Genomic DNA, 25393 nt, shown 5'->3' on the forward strand with positions numbered 1-25393 from the left:
CCTGTTCATTTCTTATTTTATTATAGCATTTCTGGATTCTTTGTCAACAATCGTTCGATTTCCTTCCCGTTTATCGCCGGACACCCATAAGCGCAAAAACAAAGGACGCCGGAGAATACCGGCGTCCTTTGACGCATAGATTGACTTTTCTTATACACCGAAAACCTTGAGCATGAAGCCCGCAGCCACCGCAGAACCAATAACGCCTGCGACATTCGGCCCCATGGCATGCATCAGCAGGAAGTTGGCCGGATTGGCCCTCTGTCCTTCCACCTGCGATACGCGCGCTGCCATCGGCACCGCGGAAACACCCGCCGAACCGATCAGCGGATTGACCTTGCCCCCGGTCAGCTTGCACATGATCTTGCCGAAAATTAGGCCGCCGATAGTGGAGAACATAAACGCAATCAGACCGAGAATGATGATTTTGATGGTATCCCATGTCAGGAACGTGCTGGCAACTGCCTTGCAGCCAACTGACAGGCCGAGGAAGATAGTCACGATGTTGCACAGCGCATTCTGCGCGGTGTCGGACAAGCGCTCGGTTACGCCGCATTCACGCAGCAGATTGCCCAGCATCAGCATACCGATCAGCGGCGCAGTGTCCGGAATCAGCAGAATGACCACAGTCGCTACCGCGATCGGGAACACAATCTTCTCGGTCTTGGAAACCGGACGAAGCTGTTCCATCTTGATCTCGCGCTCCTCCTTGGTGGTCAGCAACCGCATGAGCGGCGGCTGGATCATCGGAATGAGCGCCATATACGAATATGCCGCGATGGCGATTGCGGGCAGATAATCACGCGCCAAACGCGATGCCACCAGAATCGCAGTCGGGCCATCCGCGCCGCCGATGATACCGATAGCGGCGGCAACCGCACCCGGGAAGCCGAGCGCCAACGCCAGCAGGAACGCAGCGAAAATGCCGAGCTGTGCTGCCGCGCCCAGCAGCAGCGAGGACGGACGCGCAATCAGCGGACCGAAGTCGGTCATTGCGCCGATGCCGAGGAAAATAATCGACGGATAAATTGCATGCTCAACACCCTGATAAAACACCCACAGCATGCCCGGGCTGGAGGTCGCCGCCGGCGCATTGAGCAGGCCCGTAATCGGGAAGTTTGCCAGCAGCATGCCGAACGCAATCGGAATCAGCAGCAGCGGCTCAAATTTTTTGCCAATACCCAAATAAAGCAGCACAAAGGAGATCAGAATCATGATCAGGCTGCGCGGATCATCCGCCAGCGCGGCGAAACCCGAACCTGCCAGAATCTCCCCCAGCGCACCGATAAACGAAAATTGCATATCCTTGCGCCTCCCGTTACATCGTGCAAAGCGCCGCGCCGGTTTCTACCGTCGCGCCCTTCTGTACGTTGACCGAACCTACTGTGCCGTCATGCGGCGCGCAGATTTCGTTTTCCATTTTCATCGCTTCCAAAATAAACAGCACATCGCCCGCCTTGACAGCCTGTCCCGCTGTGCAGCGTACATCCAGAATTGTGCCAGGCATGGGCGCGGATACAACCTCACCGCCTGCCGGTGCGGCAGGCGCCGAAGCGGCGGCCGGAGCCGGAGCCGGAGTCGGGGCTGCGGCCGCAGCCGCAGGTGCAGCAGTCGATGCTTTACCAACGGCTACCGCGCTGACCGAACCTTTTTCTACTTCTACTTCATACTGTTTCCCGTTCAGCGTAACCATATATTTCATCGTTTATTTCCCCCTTAAACCGCCTTGATGGATTTAAACACGAGCTGATCGAGCGGAATGCCCGTCTCATGGCTGACAATCGCCATGACGCAGGCCGCTTGTGTCTCGTCAATACCTTCCAGCACAACCTGCTGCGCCGCTGCCGGTGCAGACGCCCGTGCCGGTGCAGACGCAGGCATGGGTGCGGCCATAGCAGGGAGCGAATGGTGCTCCATGCCGGATACCGCGCGGGAAATCACCAGAATAATTCCCCACAGCAATGCAAGCATGAGGAATACGATGACAAAACCGGATAACGCCACAACCAGCGCATCCAACTGACTTAGCGGATCTCGAACCATAATCAGCCGACCTCCTTAAACGAATAGCTTGCCGTGAAGGTTTTTTCACGACGGTCGAAGTACTGCTCGGCCTGCTGCGGGAACGCGATAAAAGAAAGCACATCTTCGTCACACCGTGCACGACTGCCCAGATATGACTTGGCCACCTCAAACTCCGGCTCCAGTGTCTCTGCGTAGCGGCCGGTCATGGGCTGTTCATCACCCAACACCTTTTGCGCCAGCTCCGGGTTGATTTTGCCGGGGGCTTTTCCGTATTCGCCTCGAATATAGTTCTTTATTTCCTTGCCGATGGACTTATACCGCTCACCCAGCAAAACGTTCACTGTCGCCTGCACGCCAACCATCTGGCTCAGCGGCGTTACCAGCGGCGGATAGCCCAAATCAGCGCGCACACGAGGCGTTTCATCCAGCACTGCATCCAGCTTGTCGATTGCATTCTGTGCCTTGAGCTGCGCCACCAGATTGGACAGCATACCGCCCGGAATCTGATAGATCAGCGCATCGGTCTTGGTGGACAGAACATACGGATCAAACATGCCGTTTGCGGCAAACTTATCCTTAACCGGCAAGAAGAAATTATTGATGCGATTGAGTTCCTGCGCATTGACCCCGCAATTGTAGCCCATCTGCGTAAGTGCATAAACAACCGACTCGGTTGCCGGCTGGCTGGTACCGCCTGAGAAGCAGGAGGTTGCACAATCGATGCCGGCTGCGCCCGCTTCGGCAGCCTTGAGATAGGTCATATAACCCAATCCTGTCGTAGCATGCGTGTGCACATAAATCGGCAGCTTAATGTTCTGCCGCAGCGCTGTGACTAAGTCATAGCACTCCTGCGGCGACATGATGCCCGCCATATCCTTGATACACAGCGAATTGCAGCCCATCCGCTCGATTTGCTTGCCGAGCGAGACAAACATCTCCAGATTGTGAATCGGACTGAGCGTATAGCAGATGCAGCCCTGCGCATGTCCGCCCGCCTTCAAGCACTCGTCCACTGCGGTTTCAATGTTGCGCATGTCGTTGAGCGCGTCGAAAATACGGATGATATCCATTCCGTTTTCCACACTTTTTCTCACAAACCGGCGCACTGTATCATCCGAATAATGATGATATCCCAACAAATTCTGTCCACGCAGCAGCATTTGCAGCTTAGTGTTTTTCATATGCGACTTGATTTTTCGCAAGCGCTCCCAGGGGTCCTCGTTCAGATAACGCAGGCAGCTGTCGAAGGTCGCACCGCCCCAGCATTCGATCGAATGATAGCCGGCCTTATCCATTTCATCCAGCACGGCTTCAAAGTCATCAAACGGCATACGGGTTGCGATCAACGACTGCTGTGCATCACGAAGCACAGTTTCGGTGATATGCATTTGTTTCACAAATATACCCTCCTTATAGCCGAAAAACAGAGGATTCAGTCAAACTATACCTACTCCCCCATTTTACATAACTGTATCATAGCATGTTCTCATTCGACACGCAATGTTTTTCTTTTCACAAAGTTTTTAGCGCCTTTTTTGTTTCTATTTTCTCTCCCCGCTCGATTGACATTTCATTTCAAATGCAGTAAGATAAATAAATAGTCTGCGCTGCGTATCTGGTTGCAGATGCATTGAAATTTTGCACATTCTCGCAACATGGGATAAACATGGGATATTCTTATATGTCCTTGCAGCTCAGTCCGATAAAACGACCGCCTCCTAACATCTGGCAGGTCCTCGCCCGCTGACGCCGCAAAACTTTATATTTTTTCATATGCCCCTGTAGCTCAGTTGTATAGAGCGACCGCCTCCTAAGCGGTAGGCCACCAGTTAGAGTCTGGTCAGGGGTGCCAAAATCAGCCGCTATAAGCTATTTTTGATGGTTTATAGCGGTTTTTTGTTGCATTTTTTTATTTTCGCTTTTGCCACTGTATTGCGTCTATTTTATGCAATCACCGCTGCATATCTGCTAACTGTCTCCGAACTTTTTTCACCACGTTGCTAATCAAATTGAAGGGGGTTGCTAACCCAACTTTTCCGCCCTATTTTCCGGACGGAACTACCGACAACAGCGCGGTCAGCGTATTGACCAGCTCCGGCGATTTTTGCAGCTGCTCGAGCAGCCCCAACAGATCAAGAGAAGCGCTTGCCGGTTGCTCTGGCTCCCGCGGTTTTTCCGGTTCCTTCGGCTTCTCCGGTGGCCGCACCGAGCGCAGGTCGGGATTAGCGCAGGCGTAGAAAGCGTCCTCGAACTTCTGGGCGTTGACCTTGCGATCCTCGTCCAGAATGTGCGCGTAGACCTGTGTGATCATATCGACCTGTGCATGACCCGTGTCGCCCTGCGTGGCCTTCAGATCGCCGTGATTGAGCTTCAGTTTGTAGGTCGTGCTGGAATGGCGCAGAGAGTGAAAAACTACCTTTGGCAGGCCAGCGGTCTGCCGCAGCTTGTCAAACTCCTTCGTGATTACGCGCTCCTCGCACGGCCGCCCGTTAGTCAATGCCACTACCAGATTGTAGTCCTGATAGTCGTCACCCAGCATGTCCCGCAACTCCTCCTGCGACGATTTCCATTCCCGCAGGATATAGGCAACTGTCTTGGGCAGCCACACCTTGCGGATACTGGAATCCGTCTTGGGCTTTTTCAAAATCAGGCGGGTGCTGGTATTGGGCAATAAGGGTGCGAAGATGTGATAAACATCCTTCTTCCCCAGCATCTCGATCGCCCGCTTGGATGCCCGCGCCAGTTCCTTGTCAATATAGACGTAGGCGTTATCTGCCGCGATATCTTCATCCTCAATATGGACATTGTTCCACGTCAATCCCAAAATCTCGCCCATGCGCATCGAGCAGGCAAAGGCCAGATTCATGGCCACATAGAGCTTGCTGTCCTTGCAGTGGTCGAGTGCAGTACGAATCATTTCGGCCGTCCAGATGTCCCGCTTCTTATGCTCCGTTTTCGGCAGGAGCACATTGTCAAATGGATTCTTGACAATCAGCTCCCACCGCACCGCCTGTTTGAAAGCGCAGCGCAGCAGTTTAATGATCTTTTCGATCGTTGCATTGGTCACCAATTCGGTCTTAGCATGACGGGTGCGTGTGCTGACCGCAGGCGTTTTCTGCAAAGTTTGGATATACTTATCCACCACACGCGGCGTGATGTCCTGCACCTTCATATCCCCGATGATCGGGTTGATGTAGTTGCCAATCAACGCGGTCTGGCTGTCGTACATGGACACGCCCCACCGCTTTTCGCCGTAGAGCGAAACGAAGTCGGACAAGAACTCCGCAATATTCTGATTGGTGGGCGGAAGGAAGGAGTTGGAGCTTTTCTGGCTCTCAATCTCCGCCTTGCGCTTCAATGCCTCTTGATAGAAAGTGCGGGTTTCCCACTTCTGCTTGGTTTCGCCGTTCTCATCCACATAGGTATAAACAATAGAATAGTTTTTCTTTCTTTTGATGATGGATGCCATAACGAACCTTCCTTTCTGATGTCACAGATCAAGTGGCTCCAGCCACTTGTCAAACGACCGCTTGGGAATTCGTATGGCGTTACCAATTCGTACGCTTTTGAAAAGGCCCTCCTGCACAAGACGGTATGCCTGTGTCCGGCTGACACCCAATATACAGGCAACCTCGTTGACCGTATAGGTGCGGCACTCCAAAGGCCTTCTCTCCGTACCGTTCTGAATTTCTGACACAGCAGCCTCCTTTCCAGTCAGAAACGGCACGCAAAAGGGTGTTCATTCATAACTTCCATCCTCATTGTAACGCGCTATTTTTAGTTTTTCTGCTGCTAATCAAACGTTTACGAAGTATCCGTAAACGAACAACACAAGATGATATGTCAAAAACAATGGCAATACAACGGACGGCTGCCGGCAAGCAGCTCCACGGGAATCTCACCCCGGCCCATGCTGATGGGTGCGCCGCGCAATGCTTTGAGGGCGTTCAACGCGGGAGTCTCATTATCCTGTCTGTGCATCCTCGCTCACAGGCTGCCACACCTGTTTCGCGGCCTGGTTTTGTCGCTCACCTGTTTGGTAGGGGTCCCGTCCTGCGGACTTGCAACAGGGTCATGGCGCACCGGCCGACCGGCTCCACACAGACAGATCGTATCCGTCTGCCTTATGCTGCCCAAAGGCTTTCTTTGTCAAGGTGGGGTGACAAGCTGTATGGAAAGGGACACACAGCTTTCCAAAATCAGTTCAGGTCAAATTCCAGAATAGCAACGATGAGCTTTGTTTCCAGTCTGCGGCATGGTTCTTCATCCACTTGGAAGCAAGGAAAGCCATTTGCATCATAGCTTGTCCTCATAGACAATGCGGCTATGTAACTGGAATAGTGCCGGACTACCCTTGCTATTGCGTCGGGATTTCCTCCCACCGCAGCGGCAATGACAGAGTAAGGGAGCAGCGCCACCCGCTTATTTGCAGATTTCGTCATCCGCTTCACCCCCCATCAACTCCTTTAACAGCCGATAGGCGCTTTGCCTGCGGGCATTGACCGTCCGGCGAACCATGTGCAGATGTTCGGCGATTTCATGGTCTGCCATTCCCAAGAACCAATACATCAGGAAGATGTCCCGATTATCCGGAGGCAGCGCGTTCAGCGCCTCGGCCAGCCGGTCATCCTTGATTAGAATGACATCGGCTCCCACGGGGAAAGTGGTGTATTCCCAGGGATAGCGGTCATAGACCGCAAGCTGGGCCAATTCTTCCTCCGACAACTCGCTGAACGGCGTTTCACGCTTCTTTATAGCCGCAGCATCCCGACGATAAAGGAAATCTTTTTTTGATCTTGCCCAAATGCTGCTCTCATGGCGGCTCCCTTTCTGGGCCGCCGATTCTGGTATCACTCTCTTTCTAGAAAATAAGAGCGGCGGCCTTGATTGCTCAAAGCCGCCGCTGGGTATATGGGAGTGTCAAAGGGCTGCTGTACGACGGCTTTTTCTTTTGCCGTCGCACGGCAGTAGTTAAGGCTTTTGGGGTTCAGTATAAGTTTAATGACTTATTAAATCCCCAAACTATGGCAGACACTCTTTCTGGTAAAGCGATATACACCATAGAGTAGCAGCGACAATGCTACCACAACAGTAGCACAGGCTCCCATTCCAGCCAACTCACCAGGGGTGAAACGATTGTCGTTAAAGTACATAATCATGGTGTAGAAGGCCGCGATAATCAGTGTGCCGACAATGGCAGGCACCAGAAACACTTTGGACACCTGTCCTTTAACGGAACGGAAGAGATAAGATCTTGGTGCTCCAAGATGACGCAGATCATCGTAAACACGCGCATTGGTAAGGGCAATGGTCATGCACCGGGTGAAGGCAATGACTATCACCGCAGCAAAGCAAATCAGGGCGATGAAGATGAACAGCATCAGAAATACAGCCATAGTCGTAACAAAGTCATTCTGGTCCAGTACACGGAACTGGGGCATATAGAGCCAGTAGTTTCGGAACTCCGTGCTATCCCTATCTTCTCGCTGAATAACCGGGAAGCCATAGTCAGCTACGTTCTCGCGATCAAAGTCATAGGTTTTGCCTGCTTCACCCGACAACATCTTGGCCACCAGATCATAGGCATCCAACTGCATCACTTCGTCCCCGGAACGATCTACAATCTCGTTGAACAAGGCTTTTGCAAAGGGGTAACTGGCGTCCACATCTGCTACATTGAAAAATACCCAGGTTTCCTGCCAGAGATCGGTGAGTCCTGCGGTAATGGCATTGTAGTCGGCGTCATCCAGCACATAGTAGCCCAGCAACATGGTATACCGCAAGGGCTCCGCAGGGGTGACAGCCAGGCTTTCTCCGGTGACCATGTTGGTAACCAGGGTTACATCGCCGCCGGAGAGATAACTGCTGCCACCTTCGTCATCCAGGACATTGGCGCAGGTGCCGGGTACAATATCCACACTCTGGCCGGTAAGAGTGTTCCATGCGGATTCGGAGAAGAAGGTGGCCCCGGAAGCGACCTCCCTGTACTCTGTGGTGTAGGTGGTACCCATGGCTCCGTTGTCTTGCTCTATGGAGACGGTACCGTCGCCACCCAAGGTGGCTGCACCTACTTCCGCCCAAGAGGTAAGATCTACGCCGTATTCCGATGCCAGGGACTCCACCTCGCTTTGCATCGGCAGGTCTTGATCGTTGCGGCAGTGGTACTCAAAATCCACCGGGCGGCTCACAAAGCTATAGGCAGAATTGGTAGAAAGCATAGGGGCATAAAAAGCAGCGAAATAAGCACCGGCGATGAGAAGCGTCATGACCAACATATTCCGCACGGTCTGTCGCCCTTGGAATTTCATCATGGAGGTAGCGATGATGTCCCGGTATTTGTGACGCTTCCGCCAGCCGTTTACCACCGTATGGAGCAACATCATATACATGCCGATAAGAGCGGGCAGATAAAAGACGGCGTCCACCACAGAGGGCGGATACCAACAGAGTATCCGAATGAAGAAGGAGGGCATCAGATACCCCGCCAGAGCGCCAACGGCCACCATGATGATACCGACGGGACCGTACCATCGTTTGACTTCCCGGATGGGCTCAGAGGTGTGGGACTCTTGGACAATATCGATGATGTTAGTGCGGCGGACGGAGCGGCTTCCCAACAGGAACAGCATTACCACCACATACGCAGAGAAGGCGATTGACAGCAGATAGGCTTCCGGGCCAAAGCTCAAAATCATCTCTTGGGAATCCACCAGGAAGCGCCGAAACAGTTGCCATACACACCAGGCAAGCGGCCCACCTAAAATGGCCCCGGCGGCGCAGGAACTCAGGGAAATCAGGGCCAGTTCTTTTCCCAGTTCGCTTTGTAACTGGCGGCGAGTAGCGCCCAAGGCCAGAAACGCACCGGTCTCCCGGGACTTCTGCCGGAAAAACAGCCCGGTGGCATAGGTGGTGAACACGGCGCAACCGATGACTGCCAATATAAAGATCATTGTGACTTGCTTGCGGGAATCGCCCCCTTCGGGCAGAACGGAGAGAATGGTGGGGGCGCGCATCATACAGGCATAGGCGGTGATCATCAGCACAGAGAAGAAACTGCAGCCTGCCAACAGCGCATAACGTCCCCGGTTCTTCCGCCGCAGGGCGGCATAAACCTGAGAAAACGTGGTCATACGGCTCACTCCTTCCCCATATCCCGGATGGCATCCAGCAGTCGGTCCTGAAATGCGGTTCGGTCTGTACTGCCCCGCTCCAAAGTCTGCCACACCACGCCATCCCGGAGAATTATCACACGGTCACAGAAGGAAGCAGCAAAAGAATCATGGGTCACCATGAAGATAGTGGCTTCCAAAGATGTCTTGGCCTGCTCAAAAGAACGGATCACCGCCCAGCTGGACTTGGAATCCAAGTTTCCAGTGGGTTCGTCGGCCAGAATCAGCAAGGGACGGTTGATGAGTGCTCGGGCCACGGCGGTTCGCTGTTTCTCGCCACCAGAAATCTCAGCCGGGTATTTGTCCCGGATATGACCAATGCCGAACACATCGCACAGTTGGTTGGCCCGCTCTTCCACTTGGGAATTGATGCTTCCGCCGATAATGGCTGGCAGCAAAATGTTCTCTCGAACCGTGAGGCCGTCCAGCAATAAGAAATCCTGAAACACGAACCCCAGTTGTTGGTTTCGGATCTGAGCCAGGGCATCTTCCCCCAGTCTGGCCAGTTCCGTATCTCCCAGCAAAATGCTGCCGGAGTCCGATGGAATGTAACAGGAGATACAATTTAGGAGGGTGGTCTTGCCGGAACCGGAGGGGCCCATGACGGCTACAAACTCTCCCTTTTCCACTTGGAGAGATACGCCTTTCAGAACCTCATAAGTGGTCTTTCCCACCTGATAAGATTTGTGAATATCTTTGACACTCAGCATGATGAAACTCCTTTCACTCAAAAAGCTTTGGAACAGGACAATGTCTTGTTGTATTCAGTATCGTGCAAATGGAGTTTTATCGCAAACGGCCATGTCATCTGCGGAGCGTTTCGTGTCAAGTTTGACGGAGATATGGACGGTCATGTAAAGAATGGTCCGTTCTCTGTCAAGTTTGGTTTTACGCAAAGAACGCCTTGTGATACAATAAATAGGAATTCTCTCATAGCAATTTTTGTTTCCGTCAGAGGAAATGGTTATGATAACAAGGGGTGATGACTGTGCTGCGAATCGGGATATGTGACGATTTGGCTAACGCGCGCCTCGTGCTTCGATCTATGCTGGAACGCATCTTGGAAGGCCAAAAGGTGCAGGCACAGTTCTTTGAATTTTCTGCCGGAGAAACTTTGCTTCGCTGGTATGAAAATCATGCTGGCGAGTTGGATGTTCTATTTTTGGACATGGAGCTGCACGAGATGGACGGTATGGAAACGGCCCGGCGACTCCGAGAAGCGGACTCTGGTCTCCAACTTGTGTTCGTCACCGGATATTCTGATTATGTTTTTGATGGTTACAGCGTGGGTGCCTTGGGATACCTGCTGAAGCCGCCCAAGCAGGAACAGTTGGAAGCAGTATTGGATCGGGCTCAGGCGGCATTATATCGGGATTTGGAACGGGCTTATATCTGTCGAAACGGGGAAACTTACTACCGGATTCCTGTGTCTAATATTCTCTATTTTGCATCTGATCGTCGCCAAGTCCAGTGCGTTACACAGGGACGGATTTATACTTTCTATGCCAAATTGGATGCGGTGGCGGCGGAAGTTGGGAAAAAGTTCGTCCGTGTTCATCAGCGGTACTTGGTTCGAACTGGTGCAGTGGACCGCATTGAAAGCGGTGAGGTGGTTCTTCGAAATGGGGAACGGCTCCCTGTGAGTCGCTCGTGTCAGCAGTCGGCGATTCTGGCTCTGGCTCGGGCGGAACTGGAGGGATAATCAGTGGGCGCATTTCTTTGGGAATTCTGCTTTTATGGGCTTTGGTGGATTTGTGTTCTGGCTAATGGATTTTTCTTATATCGATTATGCCGACCTTTTGTGGAATTTCGGAAGGGGCGGCTTTGGCAAGCACTACTGCTTTTGACCTTGGCCGGTAGCAGCGGTATGGTCATCTGGGTGGGAGACCCCAACCTGCTCTACACTCTGCCGGTGTACATTCTCCTGTTTCTTCTATCAACAAAGGGAGATTGGACGGGCCGACTGGCGGTTTGTATCATCTTCTTCTGCCTGGAAATGTCCGTATGTGCTCTGCTGGACACCTATGTAGTGGTGCCGGACTCCTATCGGCTCTATGACTTGCTGGTACGACTGTTGCGGACAGCGATTTTTGGGATTCTCTGGTTGGTGTTGCGACGTCGGTTTCCAGAGGAACAGGTGCACCTCTCCCGGCGGCTATGGCAGGTAGTGCTGGGCCTGGCGGCTATGCCGCTATGCGCACTCGTGGCCGTGGTACTGCTGACTTTCCAAAAATATGAATCTGCCGCCGTCAACACGCTGGCTATAAACCAGGGTTTGGTGGTGCTGCCCTTTGTATTGCTGACATCCATCGTGCTGCTGTCCGCTGTCTTGATTCTGGCAAATCATGAGCGGTTGGAGCGGGCCAGCCAATTAGCAGGGCTGCGGGAGGTCTACTACCAGGGCCTGCAGCAACAGGAGCGTCAGGTGCGGACATTGCGCCACGACCTCCGGAACCACCTGACAGTTATTTTAGGTCTGCTGAAAGGAAGAGATACCCAAGGGGCAATTAGCTACCTGGAGCAGATGGCCGATTCCCCAGCCTTACAAGGGAGCAAGCGATTTTGTGACAATGAGGCTGCCAATGTGGTACTCTCGGCCAAGGCGGAAGTTATGGAACAGGAGGGAATCACAGCAGACTTTGCTGTGTCCCTTCCCAAAGAACTGTCGGTAACAGATACAGATTTAGCTGCTCTGTTGGGAAATGCCTTGGATAACGCCATCGAAGGCGTACAAAACGCAGCGACAAAGAAGATTATCCTCCGTTGCAGGGTGGATAAGGGCCTGCTTATGCTGCGTCTGGAGAACCCCGTGGGTGGAGAAGTCAACCCGGATCTCTCCACCACTAAGAAGGATAGGGCTTCCCACGGTTTCGGCCTCCCTAGTATGCGAGAGATTGCCCGGCGGTATCATGGGACCTTGGAAGCGGGCGTGGAGGATGGCCAATTCATTCTTATTGTGTGTTTGATGGTATAGCCGAGCACAACCGAATAAACAATAAAACAGGGCGAACTGCATGGATTCTTGCAGTTCGCCCTGTTACTATATCTTAAAACCGATCTACTACAGCGGCCTGTCATTCCAAGGTGTTGATCGCAAATAAAGAATTATTTAAGTTAACTATTGTAGTATTAGTAGAGGGAGAAACGGTTGGAGAGAAACGATAGCAAGCACAGTCTGCTCAACACAGAAATCTACGCAATGAATAAAGCATGCGCTTAATCCGTTTGGTTGTTTGTAATTTTTTCACAGTTGCATGCAGCTAACTCGGTATGTTATAATAACCTCACGATGCGCAGTGTTCGGTGCATGGCAAACCCAATCGACACTGCGCATTATTTTGTGCTCGCAAGTTAGCCTAAACTAACTTATTGCAAGAAGGGAGATGCTTATCATCAGACTGTTTCGTTCCACCATCGTTCTGTCTGTCCTGCTGCTTGTGTTGTCCGTTTGTTCCTTGTTTGTAGGGGTCATTGAAATATCCCCGCAGCAGCTTTTATCCGGAGACCTGCATCTATGGGAGATCTTTTTGGTTTCGCGTCTGCCGCGCCTGCTGGCGATTCTGTGTACCGGCATCGGCATGAGTGTGGCGGGACTCATCATGCAGCAGCTATGCAGCAACAAATTCGTGTCGCCCACCACGGGCGCCACCATTTCTTCAGCGCAGTTCGGCATCCTGCTGGCGCTGCTGTTTATGCCGTCCTCCACCCTGTGGAGCCGGGCCATCTTCGCGTTTGCCGCGGCGATTCTGGGCACTTGGATCTTCGTCTGGTTCATTCAGCGCATGTCGTTTCAGGATGTGGTGATGGTTCCGCTGGTCGGCATCATGTTTGGCAATGTCATCGGCGGCATCACCAATTATCTCGCCTTTCAGTACGAGATGACGCAGGCACTCTCCTCCTGGCTGGTGGGTCATTTCTCCCTAGTGCTCAAAGGGCGGTATGAAATCGTCTGGCTGACGGTGCCGCTGGTGATACTGGCGTTTCTCTTCGCCAACCATTTCAACATCGTGGGACTGGGCAAAGACTTCTCCAAAAATCTGGGCGTCCCCTACAATCTGGTCCTGATTGCCGGACTGACCATTGCTGCCATGATCACCGCCAGCATCGTAGTGGTAGTGGGTTCGATTTCCTACATCGGACTGATCGTACCCAACGTGGTGGCCATGTACAAGGGCGACAAGATCCGGGGCACACTGGTGGACACCGCGCTGTTCGGCGCCATCTTTGTGCTGGTGTGCGACATGATCGGCCGAGTGATTATCGTTCCGTATGAGCTGCCCATTGAGCTGATTGTCGGCATTCTTGGCAGTCTGCTCTTTATCGCTCTGCTGTTTTACCGGCTCAAGCATGGCCGGAAAGCGATCCGTCTCGGCAGCACCGGAACCGGCTGCTGCTCCGCCATGCCCAACCTGAAAGGAGGTACAGAGCCTTCATGAACACTGCAGCCATGCGCGTAAACCGGCGCAAACTCCTGATTCTGGCGGCGCTTGTTCTGTTCTGTGCGGCCGGATACATGCTGGTGGAAGTAAACTTTTCCAACCCCAAGCTCTTGGCCTACGCCATGAAGATCCGCGCCCCAAAGCTCATTGTCATGCTGATCACAGCCTTTTCCATCGGCGGCGCCTCGCTGGTGTTTCAGTCCATCATCAACAACACCATTGTAACGCCCTGCCTGCTTGGCATGAACTCGCTCTATACCCTCATCCACACGGCGGTGGTGTTCTTTCTGGGTTCGGCCAGCGTGGTTGCCACCAACGCCAATCTGTCCTTTGCGGTGGATGTGGTGCTCATGGGGATTACCGCCACGATCATTTACAGCTGGATCTTCAAAAAGACCAAGCACAATGTGCTGTATGTGCTTTTGGTGGGCACCGTGCTGACCTCCCTTTTCGGCAGCATCCAGACCACCCTCACCCGGGTAATGGATCCCAATGAGTATGACACGCTGCTCAATACGCTGGTTGCGAGCTTCAGCAACGTCAATTCCGAAATCATTGTGTTTTCCCTGATCATGCTGGCCGGCATCATCATCGCGCTGCGCAAGGAGCTGTCCCTGCTGGATGTTCTGACGCTGGGCAAGGCGCAGGCGATCAATCTGGGCGTGGACTATGACCGCTGCGTCCGCCGCCTGCTGCTGGGCGTGACGCTCTGCATCGCCATTGCCACCGCCATGGTGGGCCCCATCTCCTTTTTGGGACTCATCATCGCCAACCTGTCCCGCCAGCTGCTCAAAACCTTCCGCCATTCCCAGCTGGTGCTGGGCTCTGCCCTGTTCGGCATGATCGTGCTGGTGGGCGGCCAGCTCATCGTGGAGCATGTGTATGCCTACTCCGTGCCGGTGAGCGTATTCATTACCGTGGGCGGTGGCCTTTATTTCCTCTATCTCCTCCTGACCAGAAAGAAGGTATGACCATGCGTGTGCAACAACTGACAAAGCAATATGACGGAAAAACCGTAGTAGACGGGGTAACGTTTACCATTCCCAAGGGAAAGGTGATCTCGCTGATCGGCCCCAACGGCGCGGGCAAATCCACAGTCATGGGGATGATATCCCGGCTCATCGCCCACGACAACGGACTTGTGGATTTCGAAGGCAAAGACATCGGCAAATGGAAAAGCAAAGAACTTTCCAAACGGCTGGCGATCCTTACCCAGAGCAACAACATCCAGATGAAGCTGACCGTGCGGGAACTGGTGAGCTTCGGGCGGTTTCCCTATTCGGGCAACCGGCTCACCCCGGAGGATCAGGAGATCATAAACCGGGCGATCCGCTATATGGAACTGCAAGAATTGCAGGATCGCTTTATTGACGAGCTCTCCGGCGGCCAGCGCCAGCGGGCGATGATCGCCATGGTCATTGCGCAGGACACCGAATATGTATTGCTGGACGAGCCAACCAACAATCTGGACATCTATCACGCCACCAATATGATGAAAATTGTCCGCCGCCTGTGCGACGAGCTGGGGAAAACGGTGATTTTGGTGCTGCATGAAATCAATTATGCGGCATTCTATTCCGACTATATCTGTGCCTTCAAAAATGGAAAAATTGCAAAATTCGGCACGGTGGAAGAGGTAATGACCAAGGAAAACCTGTCGCAGATCTATCAGGTGGACTTCGAGATCCTGACCATTGCGGGAAAACCGCTGTCCATCTACTATTGACCCCCTATTTTCAGTACTTTTTAGAAAAGGAGTAATCAAAAATGAACATGAAAAAAATGCTTTCTCTTGCTCTTGCCAGCGGGATGGCCCTGAGCCTTATGGCCTGCGCTGCGCAGACCGGCAATGAAGCGCAGAACAATGAGGCCGGTGCATCTGTAACCATTACCAGCCTGAACGCTAAGCAGGAGGCCGCCAAGCTGGAAGTCCCCTACAATCCGCAGCGCATCGCCATTCTAGACATGGCTTCTATGGACATTCTGGATGCTCTGGGCGTGGGCGATCGGGTGGTTGGCACCGCGGATACCAGTCTGGAGTACCTTCAGGATTACATCAATGATGACATTGCCAATCTGGGCACCATCAAGGAGGCAGATCTGGAGGCCGTCATGGCCTGCGAACCCGACGTGATCTTCATCGGCGGCCGTCTGGCCTCCAGTTACGACGCCCTCAGTGAGATCGCCCCCGTGGTCTATCTGGCCACCGATACCGAACTGGGCGTGGTGGAGAGTGTCCGTCAGAATGCCACCACCATTGCCTCCATGTTCGGTCGGGAGGACAAGGTGGACGAATTGATGGCGGATTTTGACACCCGCATCACCGCCCTGCAAACTGCCGCGGCGGGCAAAACCGCCATCATCGGCATGTGTACCAGCGGCGGCTTCAATGTGCTTGGCAACGACGGCCGCTGCTCCATGATTGGTCGGGAGATCGGCTTTGAAAACATCGGCGTCAACGCGGACATTGACACCTCCACCCATGGCAACGAAGCATCCTTTGAGTTCATTGTGGAAAAAGCGCCCGACTATATTTTTGTTCTCGACCGTGACGCCGCCATCGGCACGGACGGAGCAAAGCTGGCGCAGGAGATCATGGAAAACGAGTTAGTCATGGGCACCGATGCCTACAAAAACGGTAATGTCGTCTATCTGGCGCATCCCGCTGTGTGGTACACCGCGGAAGGTGGCGTCACCGCGCTGGACATCATGCTGCAAGATCTGGAGAGCAAGCTGCTGGTCTGAAATCATTCCAAAGTAAATTTATAGCTCCTATTCAAACCATTCCTACATCGCTTGATTGTTGACGATCCAGGGATTGGAGTGGAACAGCAAAAAGCATATCCGTATGCCTTTCCCTTTGAAATGATTAAAAAAGAAGCGAGAGCGTCGCCCTCGGCTCAAGCCGAAGGCGGCGCTCCCGTTCTGTTATGGGAAAGCGTTCAAAATGGACGCTCCGCCCTCCTAAAATTAGAGGGACTGTCCAGCACGAGAAATCATAAGGCGAAGCCCAGAAGGGCCGCCGCGGACGGTTTTTCCCACCCATTTTGAACCCTAATCCCTTCACTTTTTGGAACGAAGGGATAGATAGTGTGGGCAGGACACCACCACCGCCCGGAAGCTCTGCTTGCAGGGATGGACGCAGCCCTTGCAGAGCTTGTTGTACTGGTGCCTGCCGTTCTCGCCCAGGAACAACGCCCATTCCAGACGCCATTTCTTGCTCCGGCTCATAATGAACTGCCCCAGATTGTGCAGACAATACAAAAAGGAGCCCTTGGTAGGAAATCTTAAGATTTAAGTGGAGAGACGTCGCGCCAGCGGCGCATTTCCAGTCTTTAGCTGGATACGCTCGTGGTTGTAAAAGTAGATGTAGCGGTCAATCATCTCATTGACTTCGAAAAAGGTAGCGGGCTTGGGCCAGTAAATGCACTCTGTTTTGAGGATGGAAAAGAAATTTTCTGCCATTGCATTGTCATACGGGTTCCCACGTCTTGACATCGAAGGTGTAATGCCGTATTGTTTAGTCAGCTCAAAATATGCTTGCGAGGCGTATTGAGCACCTTGGTCGCTGTGGAGTTGTAACTCCTCAGCGACCCTCTTTTTCTCCCGCTTCATGGATAGACGAATGGTGTCCAAAACCAGATTTACAGTTTGTTGCGTCCCGGTCTTGTAGGCCACAATGCTGTTGTCGTACAGATCTCGGATCATAGACAGGTACAGCACACCTTGCTTGGTCTGGATATAGGAGATGTCTGTCACCCATTTGCGGTTCGGCGCTTCGGCGTGAAAATTCCGGTTCAAAAGATTCTTGTATTTATGTATCTGCTGTTCTATCTGCTTCCACTTCCTCCGGCGACGAATTTCTGCCAATAAACCGTATTTCTTCATAACACGCAAAATGGTTTTGGGATTGTGGTAAATTCCTTCGCTTCTTTTCAGCCATTGCCACATTCGCCGATAGCCATAGGTAGGAAAACATCTGTCCTGCTGCTGCCGGATTTTCTCTGCCAGAGATGCATCTTTCTCTGGTTGGCTCATCCGCTTTATAAAACGGTAGTAGCCACTTCTGGATACCGAAAAGAATCCCAGCATCCATTCTTTTTTGTTTGCTGCGCTCCCGCTTCAGCAGCTGCTTCACTGCGTCTTTGCTTTTGAATCCAAAGTGTTCCTCTATTTCTCGCTATGTTTTTCCCTCTTGGATCATTGTCTCAATTTCGGGCAACAGTTCCTGCACATGTGTGTATCTTTGTGTACTCATTGCAATACCCCCTGATGTAGTTTTATTTTCCTACATCAGGGGGGTATCTTGTTCTATTGTCCGTTTTTACTGGTTCAGTTCAATGTTCTCAAATTCAAGCTGGAAAATTTTTGTTCCTTCTGCTAAGAACAACTGCCGATTTGCCAAAACAACTTTTCAGAAGAATTTTTCGGACGGAACTGCCGACAACAGCACGATCAGCGTACTGACCATCTCGGGCGTTTTTTGCAGATGCTCTACCAGCCCCAAGAATCAATAACGGGACTTGCCGATCGCTCCGGCTCTCGCAGCTTTCCGACGGCTATGCGATGTATACACCCATGTGCGTCAGCTTATGCTGTGACACATTTGGCAATCCAGTTTTGCATTATGGTTGTAAGCCAGAGATTATTCTACATTCCAACCACAGCAGGAATTACCAGATGAGAATACAGAGCGTTAAACTCGCACTATGATTCCACTCAGCAAAGCATGAAGCATACTATTATTGCTTCTATCATGCAATGAGCGCGGCCACCTTCTGAGCGTCGCCGATTCCACCCGTGAAGCCAAAGTAAACACGCATCAAATATGACACAGTTTCTCTATTCTCACTTCACAGCGGCAAAGCCGTTTTCCAAGTCGGCGATGATATCGTCGATATGCTCGGTTCCAATGGAAAGGCGAATGGTATTGGGCTTAATACCCTGATCCGCCAGTTCCTCGGGCGAAAGCTGAGAATGCGTCGTCGTCGCCGGATGGATAACCAGACTCTTCACATCCGCAACATTTGCCAGCAGAGAGAAAATTTGCAGGTTATCGATGAACTTGTGCGCCTCTGCCGTGCCGCCCTTGATTTCAAAGGTGAAGATTGAACCGCCGCCGTTCGGAAAATACTTCTCGTACAGGTCGTGCTGCGGATGTTCGGGCAGAGACGGATGATTAACATGCTCGACCAGCGGATGCTTGGCCAGATACTTGACAACCTTCTTGGTATTCTCCACATGTCGCTCGATGCGGAGCGACAGGGTTTCGACGCCCTGAAGCAGCAGAAACGCATTGAAGGGCGAGATAGCCGCGCCGGTATCACGCAGCAGGATTGCGCGGATATAAGTGACAAACGCCGCTGGGCCAGCTGCCTGAGTGAAGGAAACGCCGTGATAGCTCGGATTAGGCTCGCTGATCGAGGCATACTTGCCGGATGCCGCCCAATCGAATTTGCCAGAGTCCACGATAATGCCGCCCAAGGTGGTGCCATGGCCGCCGATGAATTTGGTGGCCGAATGCACGACGATGTCCGCGCCGTGCTCAATCGGACGAATCAGGTAAGGTGTGCCGAAGGTGTTGTCGATAACGAGCGGCAAGCCGTGCTGATGCGCCAGCTTTGCCAGCGCATCAATGTCCGGGATATCACAGTTGGGATTGCCCAGAGTTTCGAGATAAATCGCCTTGGTATTGGGTCGAATAGCGGCTTCAACCTCGGTCAGGCTGTGCGCATCGACAAAGGTGGTCGTAATGCCGTACTGAGGCAGCGTATTCGCCAGCAGGTTGTAAGTGCCTCCGTAGATAGTCTTTTGCGCGACAATGTGCTCGCCCGCCTGCGCCAGCGCCTGAATGGTATAAGCAATTGCAGCGGCGCCCGACGCGGTTGCCAATGCTGCAACGCCGCCCTCCAGCGCCGCAATGCGCTTCTCAAAAACATCCTGTGTAGAATTGGTCAGACGACCGTAGATGTTGCCGGCATCCGCCAGACTAAAGCGATCGGCTGCGTGCTGACTGTTGCGGAATACATAGGATGTGGTCTGATAAATCGGCACCGCACGTGCATCGGTTGCGGGATCGGGCTGCTCCTGACCAACATGAAGCTGAAGGGTCTCAAATTTATAGTTACTCATGGTATGTACCTCATTTCACTGTTTATTTATTCGGATTTGGGCAAATAAAAAGCCCGGAAGCTTGCAATAGCTCCCGGACTGCAATATGGCAATACCCCTGAGTTAATAACAATAGAGGTCAATTGTGGGCGTAACGAAGCGCCCGGCCATCTTGTCAGTCCGGGAGTACAGCATTCGTCCACAGCGGAAGTTGCTTCGCAGAAGATAAAAGAAAATGCTCTGCATACCGAATCACCCCTTTTACGATTACCTACTTTTTCTATAGGCTTTCCGATATTATAACGTGCTGCATTTCAAATGTCAACCCTTTTCAAAAAATAAATACCAAGTGTTCTTATAGGTTTATGATTTTACAAAAAATTGCATTATGCTATGCGCACTAACAATTTTATTAACGCAAGCTAAAGAACAGGAAAATGTATTGATATTCTAAAATATTTATGATATTCAGACTCTACCTCCAGTTTCAATTTCAGATCATCAGCCATTTTTTTAGTCAGATACAGTCCCATTCCCGTGGCTTTTTTCCCGTTGTCCGCAGAATCACCAGTAAAGCCTTTTTGGAAAATATAAGGCAGATCATAGCTTTTTACACCACTACCGTTGTCGGTGATAGAAAGTATCCTTTCATTCGCCGCGCGATTCATCGATATCATCAGTATTGGATCGTCGTTGCTGTATTTAATAGCATTGCTGATAATTTGCCCTAACATAAATTGGAATCCTCTGCGATCTGTAAAAACGGTTTCTGTCCCGATTTTGTTCTGAATGGTAAATTGTTTTTCTTCCAGAAGCGGCGCATAGTCTGCCAGCACTTCACCCAATGCATTTTGAAGGCTCAATTCTTCCAACTGATAATCTTTGGTGCTGCTCTTTAATCTGGCATAATAGAGTATCTGCGAAATATCTTCTTGAAGCTGACTGCGCACATAGTCTAACTTCGTATGGATATCCGGCGGAATTTCGTCCTCCCGATTATCTAAAATCATAGTCAGCAAAGCCAGTGGCGTTTTGGCCTCATGGGCCCAGCCTTCAACATATTCCTCATAATCCTTGAGGTCTTCTGCAAGATTGCATTGGCTCAGCTGGCTTGTTCTCAGGACGGATGCGAATAGCCGCAACTGTTCTCCTTCCTGTTGGCTGACTGCTCGAAGCAGTTTTTCTTCATTTACTGCGTCCGGATTGGTAATAAAACTTTGAAATAATTTTTGTTTCTTCTCCTCTTTCAGATGGATACGAATCAGCACTGATGCAAATAAGATAATGCTCCATAATAAAATGATACTGACCAGCGCCCTGAATGCCTGCGCATCAGAGAGCCAGAGGAGCAATGAGGCAAATACGTCTGTGAGCAACACCACAATCAGCCATGGAGCGTATCTTTTTACAGTCGCCCAAAATTGCTTCATGATTCTACCGGCCTTTCCAGCCGATAGCCCAATCCCCGGACAGCTACGACTTTCTGTTTCATCCCCAATGCTGCCATGGTTTTTTTCAGTCGTGATAAGTTTACTTGCAGCGCATTTTCGTCAATGAATTCCGTCGTTCCCCAAAGCGTTTTACATAGTTCCTCTGCCGTTAACAGGTCACTAGAGAGAAGCGCCTCCAGTAGCTTTCCTTGATTTTTGGGAAGCACCACCGATGTATTATGAATGTAAAGAGTATAAGTTCCCCGATCCAGCAGAAAATCTTGTCCTTCCAAAAGATTTGATCGGCCTTCATATCTTTTGAGAATATTACTGATTCTTGCAAGAAGCCTTTCTTTTCGGCAAGGCTTTGTGAGATACTCATCTGCTCCCAACCGAAGCGCTTGCAGTTCATCCTGCATCTGGTCTCTGGAGGTCAACACTAGAACCGGAATCGACGTTTTCTGCTTCAAATCCCGACAAATCTGAAAACCGCTGATTCCAGGAAGATTAAGATCCAAAAGCACCAAGTCAGGACCGACGGCTGTCAACTGTTCTACCGCGTTTTCAAACGAAGTAATTTCCAGCGCCCTATATCCGGCCTTTTCCAGCATATCGCAAAGCTCTTGCCGCATATAAATTTCATCCTCCACAACCGCAAGTCTTTTCATGACAGCCCCCTTTTATTCTTCTCTTTGTGGCTGCATCAGCGTCAACAAATACCGATCACTGGAACGCTTGATAGCCGTCATATAAACAAATTCCACTACGCAAAGCAGCAAAATGATAATAGCAGCAGTAACAAGCATTTCCCCTTGTGCATTCTGTACCTCTAAAGAAAGAATACCGGCAAACAATGCTTTCACGCCAAACAAACTGCTCATAGCGGCAATCAAAACAGGAAGTCCCATAAACCAGCTGATTTGCTTTCTTGCAGAATGACACAGTGTTTGATAGGTAGCGCCCAGCCGCACCAGCGTTTGGTATCTACGGCCTGTCCTCTGTTGGTTCATCAAGAATTGCACACCCATTATCGTATTCGATACAACCAAAAAGATAATGGCAAGATAACTGGTGATATAGCTGGCCGCAACCATGTAAAAAAGTTGCCTTCCCATGTTTTGGAGATAGCTTTCATACTCAAAGCCCATTTCTTCCAAATCAATGGCATCTAATTTTTCATTGATTGCAAAGCAAGCATTCATCAATCCAATCCCGTCAGTTGCATCTTCACTCAGAACGCCATTAACAAACACATCATAATTTCCTTGTGTGTAGTAAAAAAATTGTTCATCCGGCAAAATCAGCGCAAAATCAAGCGTAATAGAACGATCTGTCGCCAGAGAGAGGGATTGCACTTCGCCAGTCAGGGACACCGGATTCCCATCCAATTCAGCTTGTGGATGCGCAGCAAGAATTTCGTTTAACATAGCGTTTCTTGTATCATTTGTAAGATCGGAATCACAGTAGATAGCTGCTTGGTCGGAAGCAAGTTCCCAAATCGGCTTACCCGCTAACTGCAACAGCTTATTATAATCTGACAGACAAATCACATGCGGATAATCCGCATCCTCAAGGTTATTCAAAAGAATATCTCTGTCTTCTGATTCCGGTAATTTACGCAGTGAATCCATCACGGTATTCATTACCAAAACGTTCTCGGTTTCCTCCGTTGTATTAATCCGTCCCTCCCTTATTTGGAACAACTCTGAAAACTGATTCTCCAGTCCATTGTCTTTCAGCATTTCTTGTATATTTGAAAAAATTTGAGCAGGTTCCGGCTTCCTATCCAGCGCAATATTACTGCTCAACCCAAAAGTATAGTCCAGCACATGCGTATTCAACCGACTGCCTGTGTTGGCAATTCCAATTCCTGCGCCAAAGCAGCATAAAGCTGCAAAGATTAGCAAAGAACTAATCGCCAAAGAAGTGGACTGGCGGATAACATTTTCCTGAATCTGACGAAAATTGAAAATGTAAAGTTTTCCACCGGCTTTTCCGTTCCGAATCAGCAGAGCAATGAATGACCGCATTCCATAAAACAGAAAAAGGGTTCCCGTCATACCAAGCAGCAAAGTAAGCAGCATCATTGTTGATTTCTGCCATGCAATCCCTTGAATCGCCAGTGTATAGGCAGCTGCCAGCATAACAATGCCGCACAATGCAGAAAGTCCGTAGATCCCGGCAGGCTTCTGCTTTTTATCATTACAGGATGTGTCCGCCAAAAGAGATCCGATTTCTTGGCGGCTGATGTTTCCGCTCAAAATTAAAAATGCAATCAACTTGATAACCAGGAAACCAACGACAGTCAAACCCACAGCCGGAAGGGACAGCGTAAAACGATGCCCGATAATACCCATTCCAACCAGTTTAGCTGTGATAAGGCTTATCATTTCAGAAAGCAGCATCGCCATAGGCAACCCAATCACCAGAGCCAGGATGCTGCTGACAAAATCTTCTGCCATGAGCATAAAAAAGAGCTTCCTTCTGCGCATTCCCATCATTAAGTAAACGCCAAACTCGTGTCTGCGACGCTGCAACTGATATTTACAGGCAAAGTAAATCAGGAAAAACAGGATTCCCAAAGTCATTATATAAAACACTGGGATCATGAGCAACAGTTTCTCTACCGCTTCGCTCTCCATTTTTTGCAAAAAGCGCATTATATCCTGATTGGAAATGGAAAGAATAATATAAAAAGCTATAACAGAAATCACAAGAGAGCTGAAAAACAAGCCATTTTCCTTTCGGCTGCGTTTGCTGTTTCTCAAAATCAGGTTAGAGAACATTGCAGCTGCCACCTCCCAGTTGCGCCATAACCTTCAGGATACGCTCATAAAAATCCCTCCGACTTTCCTCTCCACGGCGGAGTTCATGAAAAAGCACTCCATCCTGAATGAACAGTATTCGTTTACAAAAGCTGGCGGCATTGGAGTCATGGGTCACCATTAGTATCGTTGCCTGTTCCTGCTGATTCAGACCGGAAAGCTTCTCCATAACCTTCTTTGCATTCTTGGAATCCAAAGCTCCTGTGGGTTCGTCCGCAAGAATTATTTTAGGATGGAGAATCATTGCTCTGGCCGCTGCCACACGCTGCCGCTGACCACCGGACATCTGCATTGGAAATCTATCCAGCACATCCGTAATTTCAAGGTATTCAGCAAGTTGTTTCAAACGCAGGCTGCTATCTTTTTCAGGCATATTATGAAGCGAAGTAGGCAGCAAAATATTTTCACGACCCGTGAGGTTGTCCAGCAATTCAAAATTCTGAAACAAATATCCGATATTTTTTCCTCTGTACTCTGCCAAAGCCTTTCCACTGAGAGAAGTGAGGCTTCTCCCCTCCATTACAATACTGCCGCCTGTCGGTTGGATAACGGTTGCAATACAGTTAAGAAGTGTGGATTTTCCTGAGCCGCTGCTCCCCATAATGCCAAGAAACTCTCCCGGCATGACTTGAAAAGTAATACCGTTCAGAGCCTTTGTTTGATTTGGAACATTTCCGTAAGTTTTCGTGACATTCTCTATATTTAGAATGGGATCCATTTCATTCCCTCCCTATACTTTCTATTCAAATAATAGCATAGGTCGTACACGAATCATACTTACAGTTGTTGTAAGGTTTTATCCGTATAGCCGGCAACTTAATGCAAATATGAACCGCCTATTATTCATTTCCATGGTATAATAAATCAAAACCCATCCATTCGTGAGGTGTGATTATGAGTATTCGGAGCCTTGGATATGACAGCGAAGATTTGGATCAAATCGTTTGCTATTTTATGAGGACGATTCTGCAGCTTCAAAAATTCGGGATAGAAAACCTGCCATTGAAAAACACGCTTGTTGAACCTTATAAAACATTTTTGGATACCGCAATGCGAGTATTTTTGGATTCTCCTTGTCCCGAACTTGCCCGTCTGATTTTAGAAGCTGAGTACGACGCGGTTATAAGCTCTGGCCAGCTTTCTACAGAAACGGCACTGGGCTTGCAGCTGATTAAGGAGTTTACCTGGCATATTCATTATGATGCAGATTATTACAGTTATCTTCTCTCAACCGAAAACATTTGGGGCAATACTGCCCTTGAATACGCTAACCTTACTTTTTATCCCAACCTGCCCGAAGAGATACAACGCAAACACCGTATACATGATTTAATTGCAAGCATTCCGGAAAAGATGTTTCGATTAGATGATTACTGATTCTGCATACCATCCCC

24 protein-coding genes and 1 tRNA gene are annotated in these 25393 nt (G+C 50.5%); 8 read left to right on the forward strand and 17 right to left on the reverse strand.

What is annotated here, in order from left to right:
• Positions 1 to 150: 150 nt before the first annotated feature.
• Genes ACESSO_RS03675 through ACESSO_RS03690 form a run of 4 tightly spaced genes read right to left on the reverse strand, consistent with a single transcriptional unit; the run spans position 151 to position 3413 of the window.
• Complete coding sequence (locus tag ACESSO_RS03675) at positions 151 to 1302, reverse strand: sodium ion-translocating decarboxylase subunit beta (RefSeq protein WP_373163696.1); 1152 nt, start codon at positions 1300 to 1302, stop codon at positions 151 to 153.
• 16 nt (positions 1303 to 1318) lie between these two features.
• Positions 1319 to 1702 carry a biotin/lipoyl-containing protein gene (locus tag ACESSO_RS03680; RefSeq protein ID WP_373163697.1) on the reverse strand — a complete coding sequence of 128 codons (384 nt, stop codon included), beginning with the start codon at positions 1700 to 1702 and terminating at the stop codon, positions 1319 to 1321.
• A gap of 14 nt (positions 1703 to 1716) precedes the next feature.
• A complete protein-coding gene (locus ACESSO_RS03685) occupies positions 1717 to 2043 on the reverse strand; it encodes an OadG family transporter subunit (RefSeq protein ID WP_373163698.1) in 327 nt (108 codons plus the stop codon).
• Between the two features lie 2 nt (positions 2044 to 2045).
• A complete protein-coding gene (locus tag ACESSO_RS03690) occupies positions 2046 to 3413 on the reverse strand; it encodes a pyruvate carboxylase subunit B (RefSeq protein WP_373163980.1) in 1368 nt (455 codons plus the stop codon).
• Between the two features lie 387 nt (positions 3414 to 3800).
• On the opposite strand from ACESSO_RS03690, the gene ACESSO_RS03695 reads away from it, so the two are divergent.
• Positions 3801 to 3877: transfer RNA gene (locus ACESSO_RS03695), tRNA-Arg, on the forward strand.
• Between the two features lie 189 nt (positions 3878 to 4066).
• Here ACESSO_RS03695 and xerC read toward each other — a convergent pair.
• The 6 genes from xerC to ACESSO_RS03725 all read right to left on the reverse strand — a co-directional run bounded on the left by xerC (position 4067) and on the right by ACESSO_RS03725 (position 9904).
• Positions 4067 to 5494 carry a tyrosine recombinase XerC gene (gene xerC, locus ACESSO_RS03700; RefSeq protein WP_373163699.1) on the reverse strand — a complete coding sequence of 476 codons (1428 nt, stop codon included), beginning with the start codon at positions 5492 to 5494 and terminating at the stop codon, positions 4067 to 4069.
• 21 nt (positions 5495 to 5515) lie between these two features.
• A complete protein-coding gene (locus ACESSO_RS03705) occupies positions 5516 to 5722 on the reverse strand; it encodes a helix-turn-helix domain-containing protein (RefSeq protein WP_373163700.1) in 207 nt (68 codons plus the stop codon).
• Positions 5723 to 6224: 502 nt separating this feature from the next.
• Positions 6225 to 6467: a helix-turn-helix domain-containing protein gene (locus tag ACESSO_RS03710; protein WP_373163701.1), complete on the reverse strand. Its 243-nt coding sequence runs from the start codon at positions 6465 to 6467 to the stop codon at positions 6225 to 6227.
• Positions 6448 to 6879, reverse strand: coding sequence for an RNA polymerase sigma factor (locus ACESSO_RS03715; RefSeq protein WP_373163702.1), 432 nt, complete (start codon positions 6877 to 6879; stop codon positions 6448 to 6450). Before ACESSO_RS03715 ends, ACESSO_RS03710 begins: the two co-directional genes overlap by 20 nt.
• 155 nt (positions 6880 to 7034) lie before the next feature.
• Positions 7035 to 9155: an FtsX-like permease family protein gene (locus ACESSO_RS03720; RefSeq protein WP_373163703.1), complete on the reverse strand. Its 2121-nt coding sequence runs from the start codon at positions 9153 to 9155 to the stop codon at positions 7035 to 7037.
• 5 nt (positions 9156 to 9160) lie between these two features.
• The gene (locus ACESSO_RS03725) at positions 9161 to 9904 is read right to left on the reverse strand and encodes an ABC transporter ATP-binding protein (RefSeq protein WP_373163704.1); all 744 of its coding nucleotides are present in this window, start codon (positions 9902 to 9904) and stop codon (positions 9161 to 9163) included.
• A gap of 272 nt (positions 9905 to 10176) precedes the next feature.
• Between ACESSO_RS03725 and ACESSO_RS03730 the strand changes: the two genes are divergently transcribed.
• The 6 genes from ACESSO_RS03730 (at position 10177) to ACESSO_RS03755 (ending at position 16378) form a co-directional block, all read left to right on the forward strand.
• Positions 10177 to 10896, forward strand: coding sequence for a LytR/AlgR family response regulator transcription factor (locus ACESSO_RS03730; protein WP_373163705.1), 720 nt, complete (start codon positions 10177 to 10179; stop codon positions 10894 to 10896).
• A gap of 3 nt (positions 10897 to 10899) precedes the next feature.
• The gene (locus tag ACESSO_RS03735; RefSeq protein ID WP_373163706.1) at positions 10900 to 12168 is read left to right on the forward strand and encodes a sensor histidine kinase; all 1269 of its coding nucleotides are present in this window, start codon (positions 10900 to 10902) and stop codon (positions 12166 to 12168) included.
• Between the two features lie 409 nt (positions 12169 to 12577).
• Positions 12578 to 13630, forward strand: a complete 1053-nt coding sequence (locus ACESSO_RS03740; RefSeq protein ID WP_373163707.1) for an ABC transporter permease — start codon at positions 12578 to 12580, stop codon at positions 13628 to 13630.
• Positions 13627 to 14604 carry an iron chelate uptake ABC transporter family permease subunit gene (locus tag ACESSO_RS03745; protein ID WP_373163708.1) on the forward strand — a complete coding sequence of 326 codons (978 nt, stop codon included), beginning with the start codon at positions 13627 to 13629 and terminating at the stop codon, positions 14602 to 14604. Before ACESSO_RS03740 ends, ACESSO_RS03745 begins: the two co-directional genes overlap by 4 nt.
• A gap of 2 nt (positions 14605 to 14606) precedes the next feature.
• The gene (locus tag ACESSO_RS03750) at positions 14607 to 15359 is read left to right on the forward strand and encodes an ABC transporter ATP-binding protein (protein WP_373163709.1); all 753 of its coding nucleotides are present in this window, start codon (positions 14607 to 14609) and stop codon (positions 15357 to 15359) included.
• A 47-nt stretch (positions 15360 to 15406) separates the two neighbouring features.
• Complete coding sequence (locus ACESSO_RS03755; protein ID WP_373163982.1) at positions 15407 to 16378, forward strand: siderophore ABC transporter substrate-binding protein; 972 nt, start codon at positions 15407 to 15409, stop codon at positions 16376 to 16378.
• Between the two features lie 318 nt (positions 16379 to 16696).
• On the opposite strand, the gene ACESSO_RS03760 is transcribed toward ACESSO_RS03755, so the two are convergent.
• The 7 genes from ACESSO_RS03760 to ACESSO_RS03790 form a co-directional block, all read right to left on the reverse strand.
• Positions 16697 to 16864 carry a hypothetical protein gene (locus ACESSO_RS03760; protein ID WP_373163710.1) on the reverse strand — a complete coding sequence of 56 codons (168 nt, stop codon included), beginning with the start codon at positions 16862 to 16864 and terminating at the stop codon, positions 16697 to 16699.
• 63 nt (positions 16865 to 16927) lie between these two features.
• Positions 16928 to 17725, reverse strand: a complete 798-nt coding sequence (locus tag ACESSO_RS03765) for an IS3 family transposase (RefSeq protein WP_373163711.1) — start codon at positions 17723 to 17725, stop codon at positions 16928 to 16930.
• A 756-nt stretch (positions 17726 to 18481) separates the two neighbouring features.
• Positions 18482 to 19765 carry an O-acetylhomoserine aminocarboxypropyltransferase/cysteine synthase family protein gene (locus tag ACESSO_RS03770; RefSeq protein WP_373163712.1) on the reverse strand — a complete coding sequence of 428 codons (1284 nt, stop codon included), beginning with the start codon at positions 19763 to 19765 and terminating at the stop codon, positions 18482 to 18484.
• A gap of 401 nt (positions 19766 to 20166) precedes the next feature.
• Positions 20167 to 21174 (reverse strand): sensor histidine kinase, encoded by a 1008-nt coding sequence (locus ACESSO_RS03775; RefSeq protein ID WP_373163713.1) that lies wholly within the window; start codon positions 21172 to 21174, stop codon positions 20167 to 20169.
• Complete coding sequence (locus ACESSO_RS03780; RefSeq protein WP_373163714.1) at positions 21171 to 21842, reverse strand: response regulator transcription factor; 672 nt, start codon at positions 21840 to 21842, stop codon at positions 21171 to 21173. Before ACESSO_RS03780 ends, ACESSO_RS03775 begins: the two co-directional genes overlap by 4 nt.
• Before the next feature lie 12 nt (positions 21843 to 21854).
• The gene (locus ACESSO_RS03785) at positions 21855 to 23960 is read right to left on the reverse strand and encodes an ABC transporter permease (protein ID WP_373163715.1); all 2106 of its coding nucleotides are present in this window, start codon (positions 23958 to 23960) and stop codon (positions 21855 to 21857) included.
• Positions 23950 to 24717, reverse strand: coding sequence for an ABC transporter ATP-binding protein (locus tag ACESSO_RS03790; RefSeq protein ID WP_373163716.1), 768 nt, complete (start codon positions 24715 to 24717; stop codon positions 23950 to 23952). Before ACESSO_RS03790 ends, ACESSO_RS03785 begins: the two co-directional genes overlap by 11 nt.
• A 176-nt stretch (positions 24718 to 24893) precedes the next feature.
• Between ACESSO_RS03790 and ACESSO_RS03795 the strand changes: the two genes are divergently transcribed.
• Positions 24894 to 25376, forward strand: coding sequence for a hypothetical protein (locus tag ACESSO_RS03795; RefSeq protein WP_373163717.1), 483 nt, complete (start codon positions 24894 to 24896; stop codon positions 25374 to 25376).
• Positions 25377 to 25393 lie beyond the last annotated feature (17 nt).

It is taken from the genome of Agathobaculum sp. Marseille-P7918 (assembly GCF_964248325.1).
Classification (GTDB): Bacteria; Bacillota; Clostridia; order Oscillospirales; family Butyricicoccaceae; genus Agathobaculum.

Excerpts from the sequence above, each read along its gene's own strand:
- ACESSO_RS03675 (WP_373163696.1), bottom strand. The coding sequence starts at position 1,302 with ATGCAATTTTCGTTTATCGGTGCGCTGGGGGAGATTCTGGCAGGTTCG.
- ACESSO_RS03680 (WP_373163697.1), bottom strand. The coding sequence starts at position 1,702 with ATGAAATATATGGTTACGCTGAACGGGAAACAGTATGAAGTAGAAGTA.
- ACESSO_RS03685 (WP_373163698.1), bottom strand. The coding sequence starts at position 2,043 with ATGGTTCGAGATCCGCTAAGTCAGTTGGATGCGCTGGTTGTGGCGTTA.
- ACESSO_RS03690 (WP_373163980.1), bottom strand. The coding sequence starts at position 3,413 with ATGCATATCACCGAAACTGTGCTTCGTGATGCACAGCAGTCGTTGATC.
- xerC (WP_373163699.1), bottom strand. The coding sequence starts at position 5,494 with ATGGCATCCATCATCAAAAGAAAGAAAAACTATTCTATTGTTTATACC.
- ACESSO_RS03710 (WP_373163701.1), bottom strand. The coding sequence starts at position 6,467 with ATGACGAAATCTGCAAATAAGCGGGTGGCGCTGCTCCCTTACTCTGTC.
- ACESSO_RS03720 (WP_373163703.1), bottom strand. The coding sequence starts at position 9,155 with ATGACCACGTTTTCTCAGGTTTATGCCGCCCTGCGGCGGAAGAACCGG.
- ACESSO_RS03725 (WP_373163704.1), bottom strand. The coding sequence starts at position 9,904 with ATGCTGAGTGTCAAAGATATTCACAAATCTTATCAGGTGGGAAAGACC.
- ACESSO_RS03730 (WP_373163705.1), top strand. The coding sequence starts at position 10,177 with ATGACTGTGCTGCGAATCGGGATATGTGACGATTTGGCTAACGCGCGC.
- ACESSO_RS03740 (WP_373163707.1), top strand. The coding sequence starts at position 12,578 with ATGCTTATCATCAGACTGTTTCGTTCCACCATCGTTCTGTCTGTCCTG.
- ACESSO_RS03745 (WP_373163708.1), top strand. The coding sequence starts at position 13,627 with ATGAACACTGCAGCCATGCGCGTAAACCGGCGCAAACTCCTGATTCTG.
- ACESSO_RS03750 (WP_373163709.1), top strand. The coding sequence starts at position 14,607 with ATGCGTGTGCAACAACTGACAAAGCAATATGACGGAAAAACCGTAGTA.
- ACESSO_RS03755 (WP_373163982.1), top strand. The coding sequence starts at position 15,407 with ATGAAAAAAATGCTTTCTCTTGCTCTTGCCAGCGGGATGGCCCTGAGC.
- ACESSO_RS03760 (WP_373163710.1), bottom strand. The coding sequence starts at position 16,864 with ATGAGCCGGAGCAAGAAATGGCGTCTGGAATGGGCGTTGTTCCTGGGC.
- ACESSO_RS03765 (WP_373163711.1), bottom strand. The coding sequence starts at position 17,725 with ATGCTGGGATTCTTTTCGGTATCCAGAAGTGGCTACTACCGTTTTATA.
- ACESSO_RS03770 (WP_373163712.1), bottom strand. The coding sequence starts at position 19,765 with ATGAGTAACTATAAATTTGAGACCCTTCAGCTTCATGTTGGTCAGGAG.
- ACESSO_RS03775 (WP_373163713.1), bottom strand. The coding sequence starts at position 21,174 with ATGAAGCAATTTTGGGCGACTGTAAAAAGATACGCTCCATGGCTGATT.
- ACESSO_RS03780 (WP_373163714.1), bottom strand. The coding sequence starts at position 21,842 with ATGAAAAGACTTGCGGTTGTGGAGGATGAAATTTATATGCGGCAAGAG.
- ACESSO_RS03785 (WP_373163715.1), bottom strand. The coding sequence starts at position 23,960 with ATGTTCTCTAACCTGATTTTGAGAAACAGCAAACGCAGCCGAAAGGAA.
- ACESSO_RS03790 (WP_373163716.1), bottom strand. The coding sequence starts at position 24,717 with ATGGATCCCATTCTAAATATAGAGAATGTCACGAAAACTTACGGAAAT.
- ACESSO_RS03795 (WP_373163717.1), top strand. The coding sequence starts at position 24,894 with ATGAGTATTCGGAGCCTTGGATATGACAGCGAAGATTTGGATCAAATC.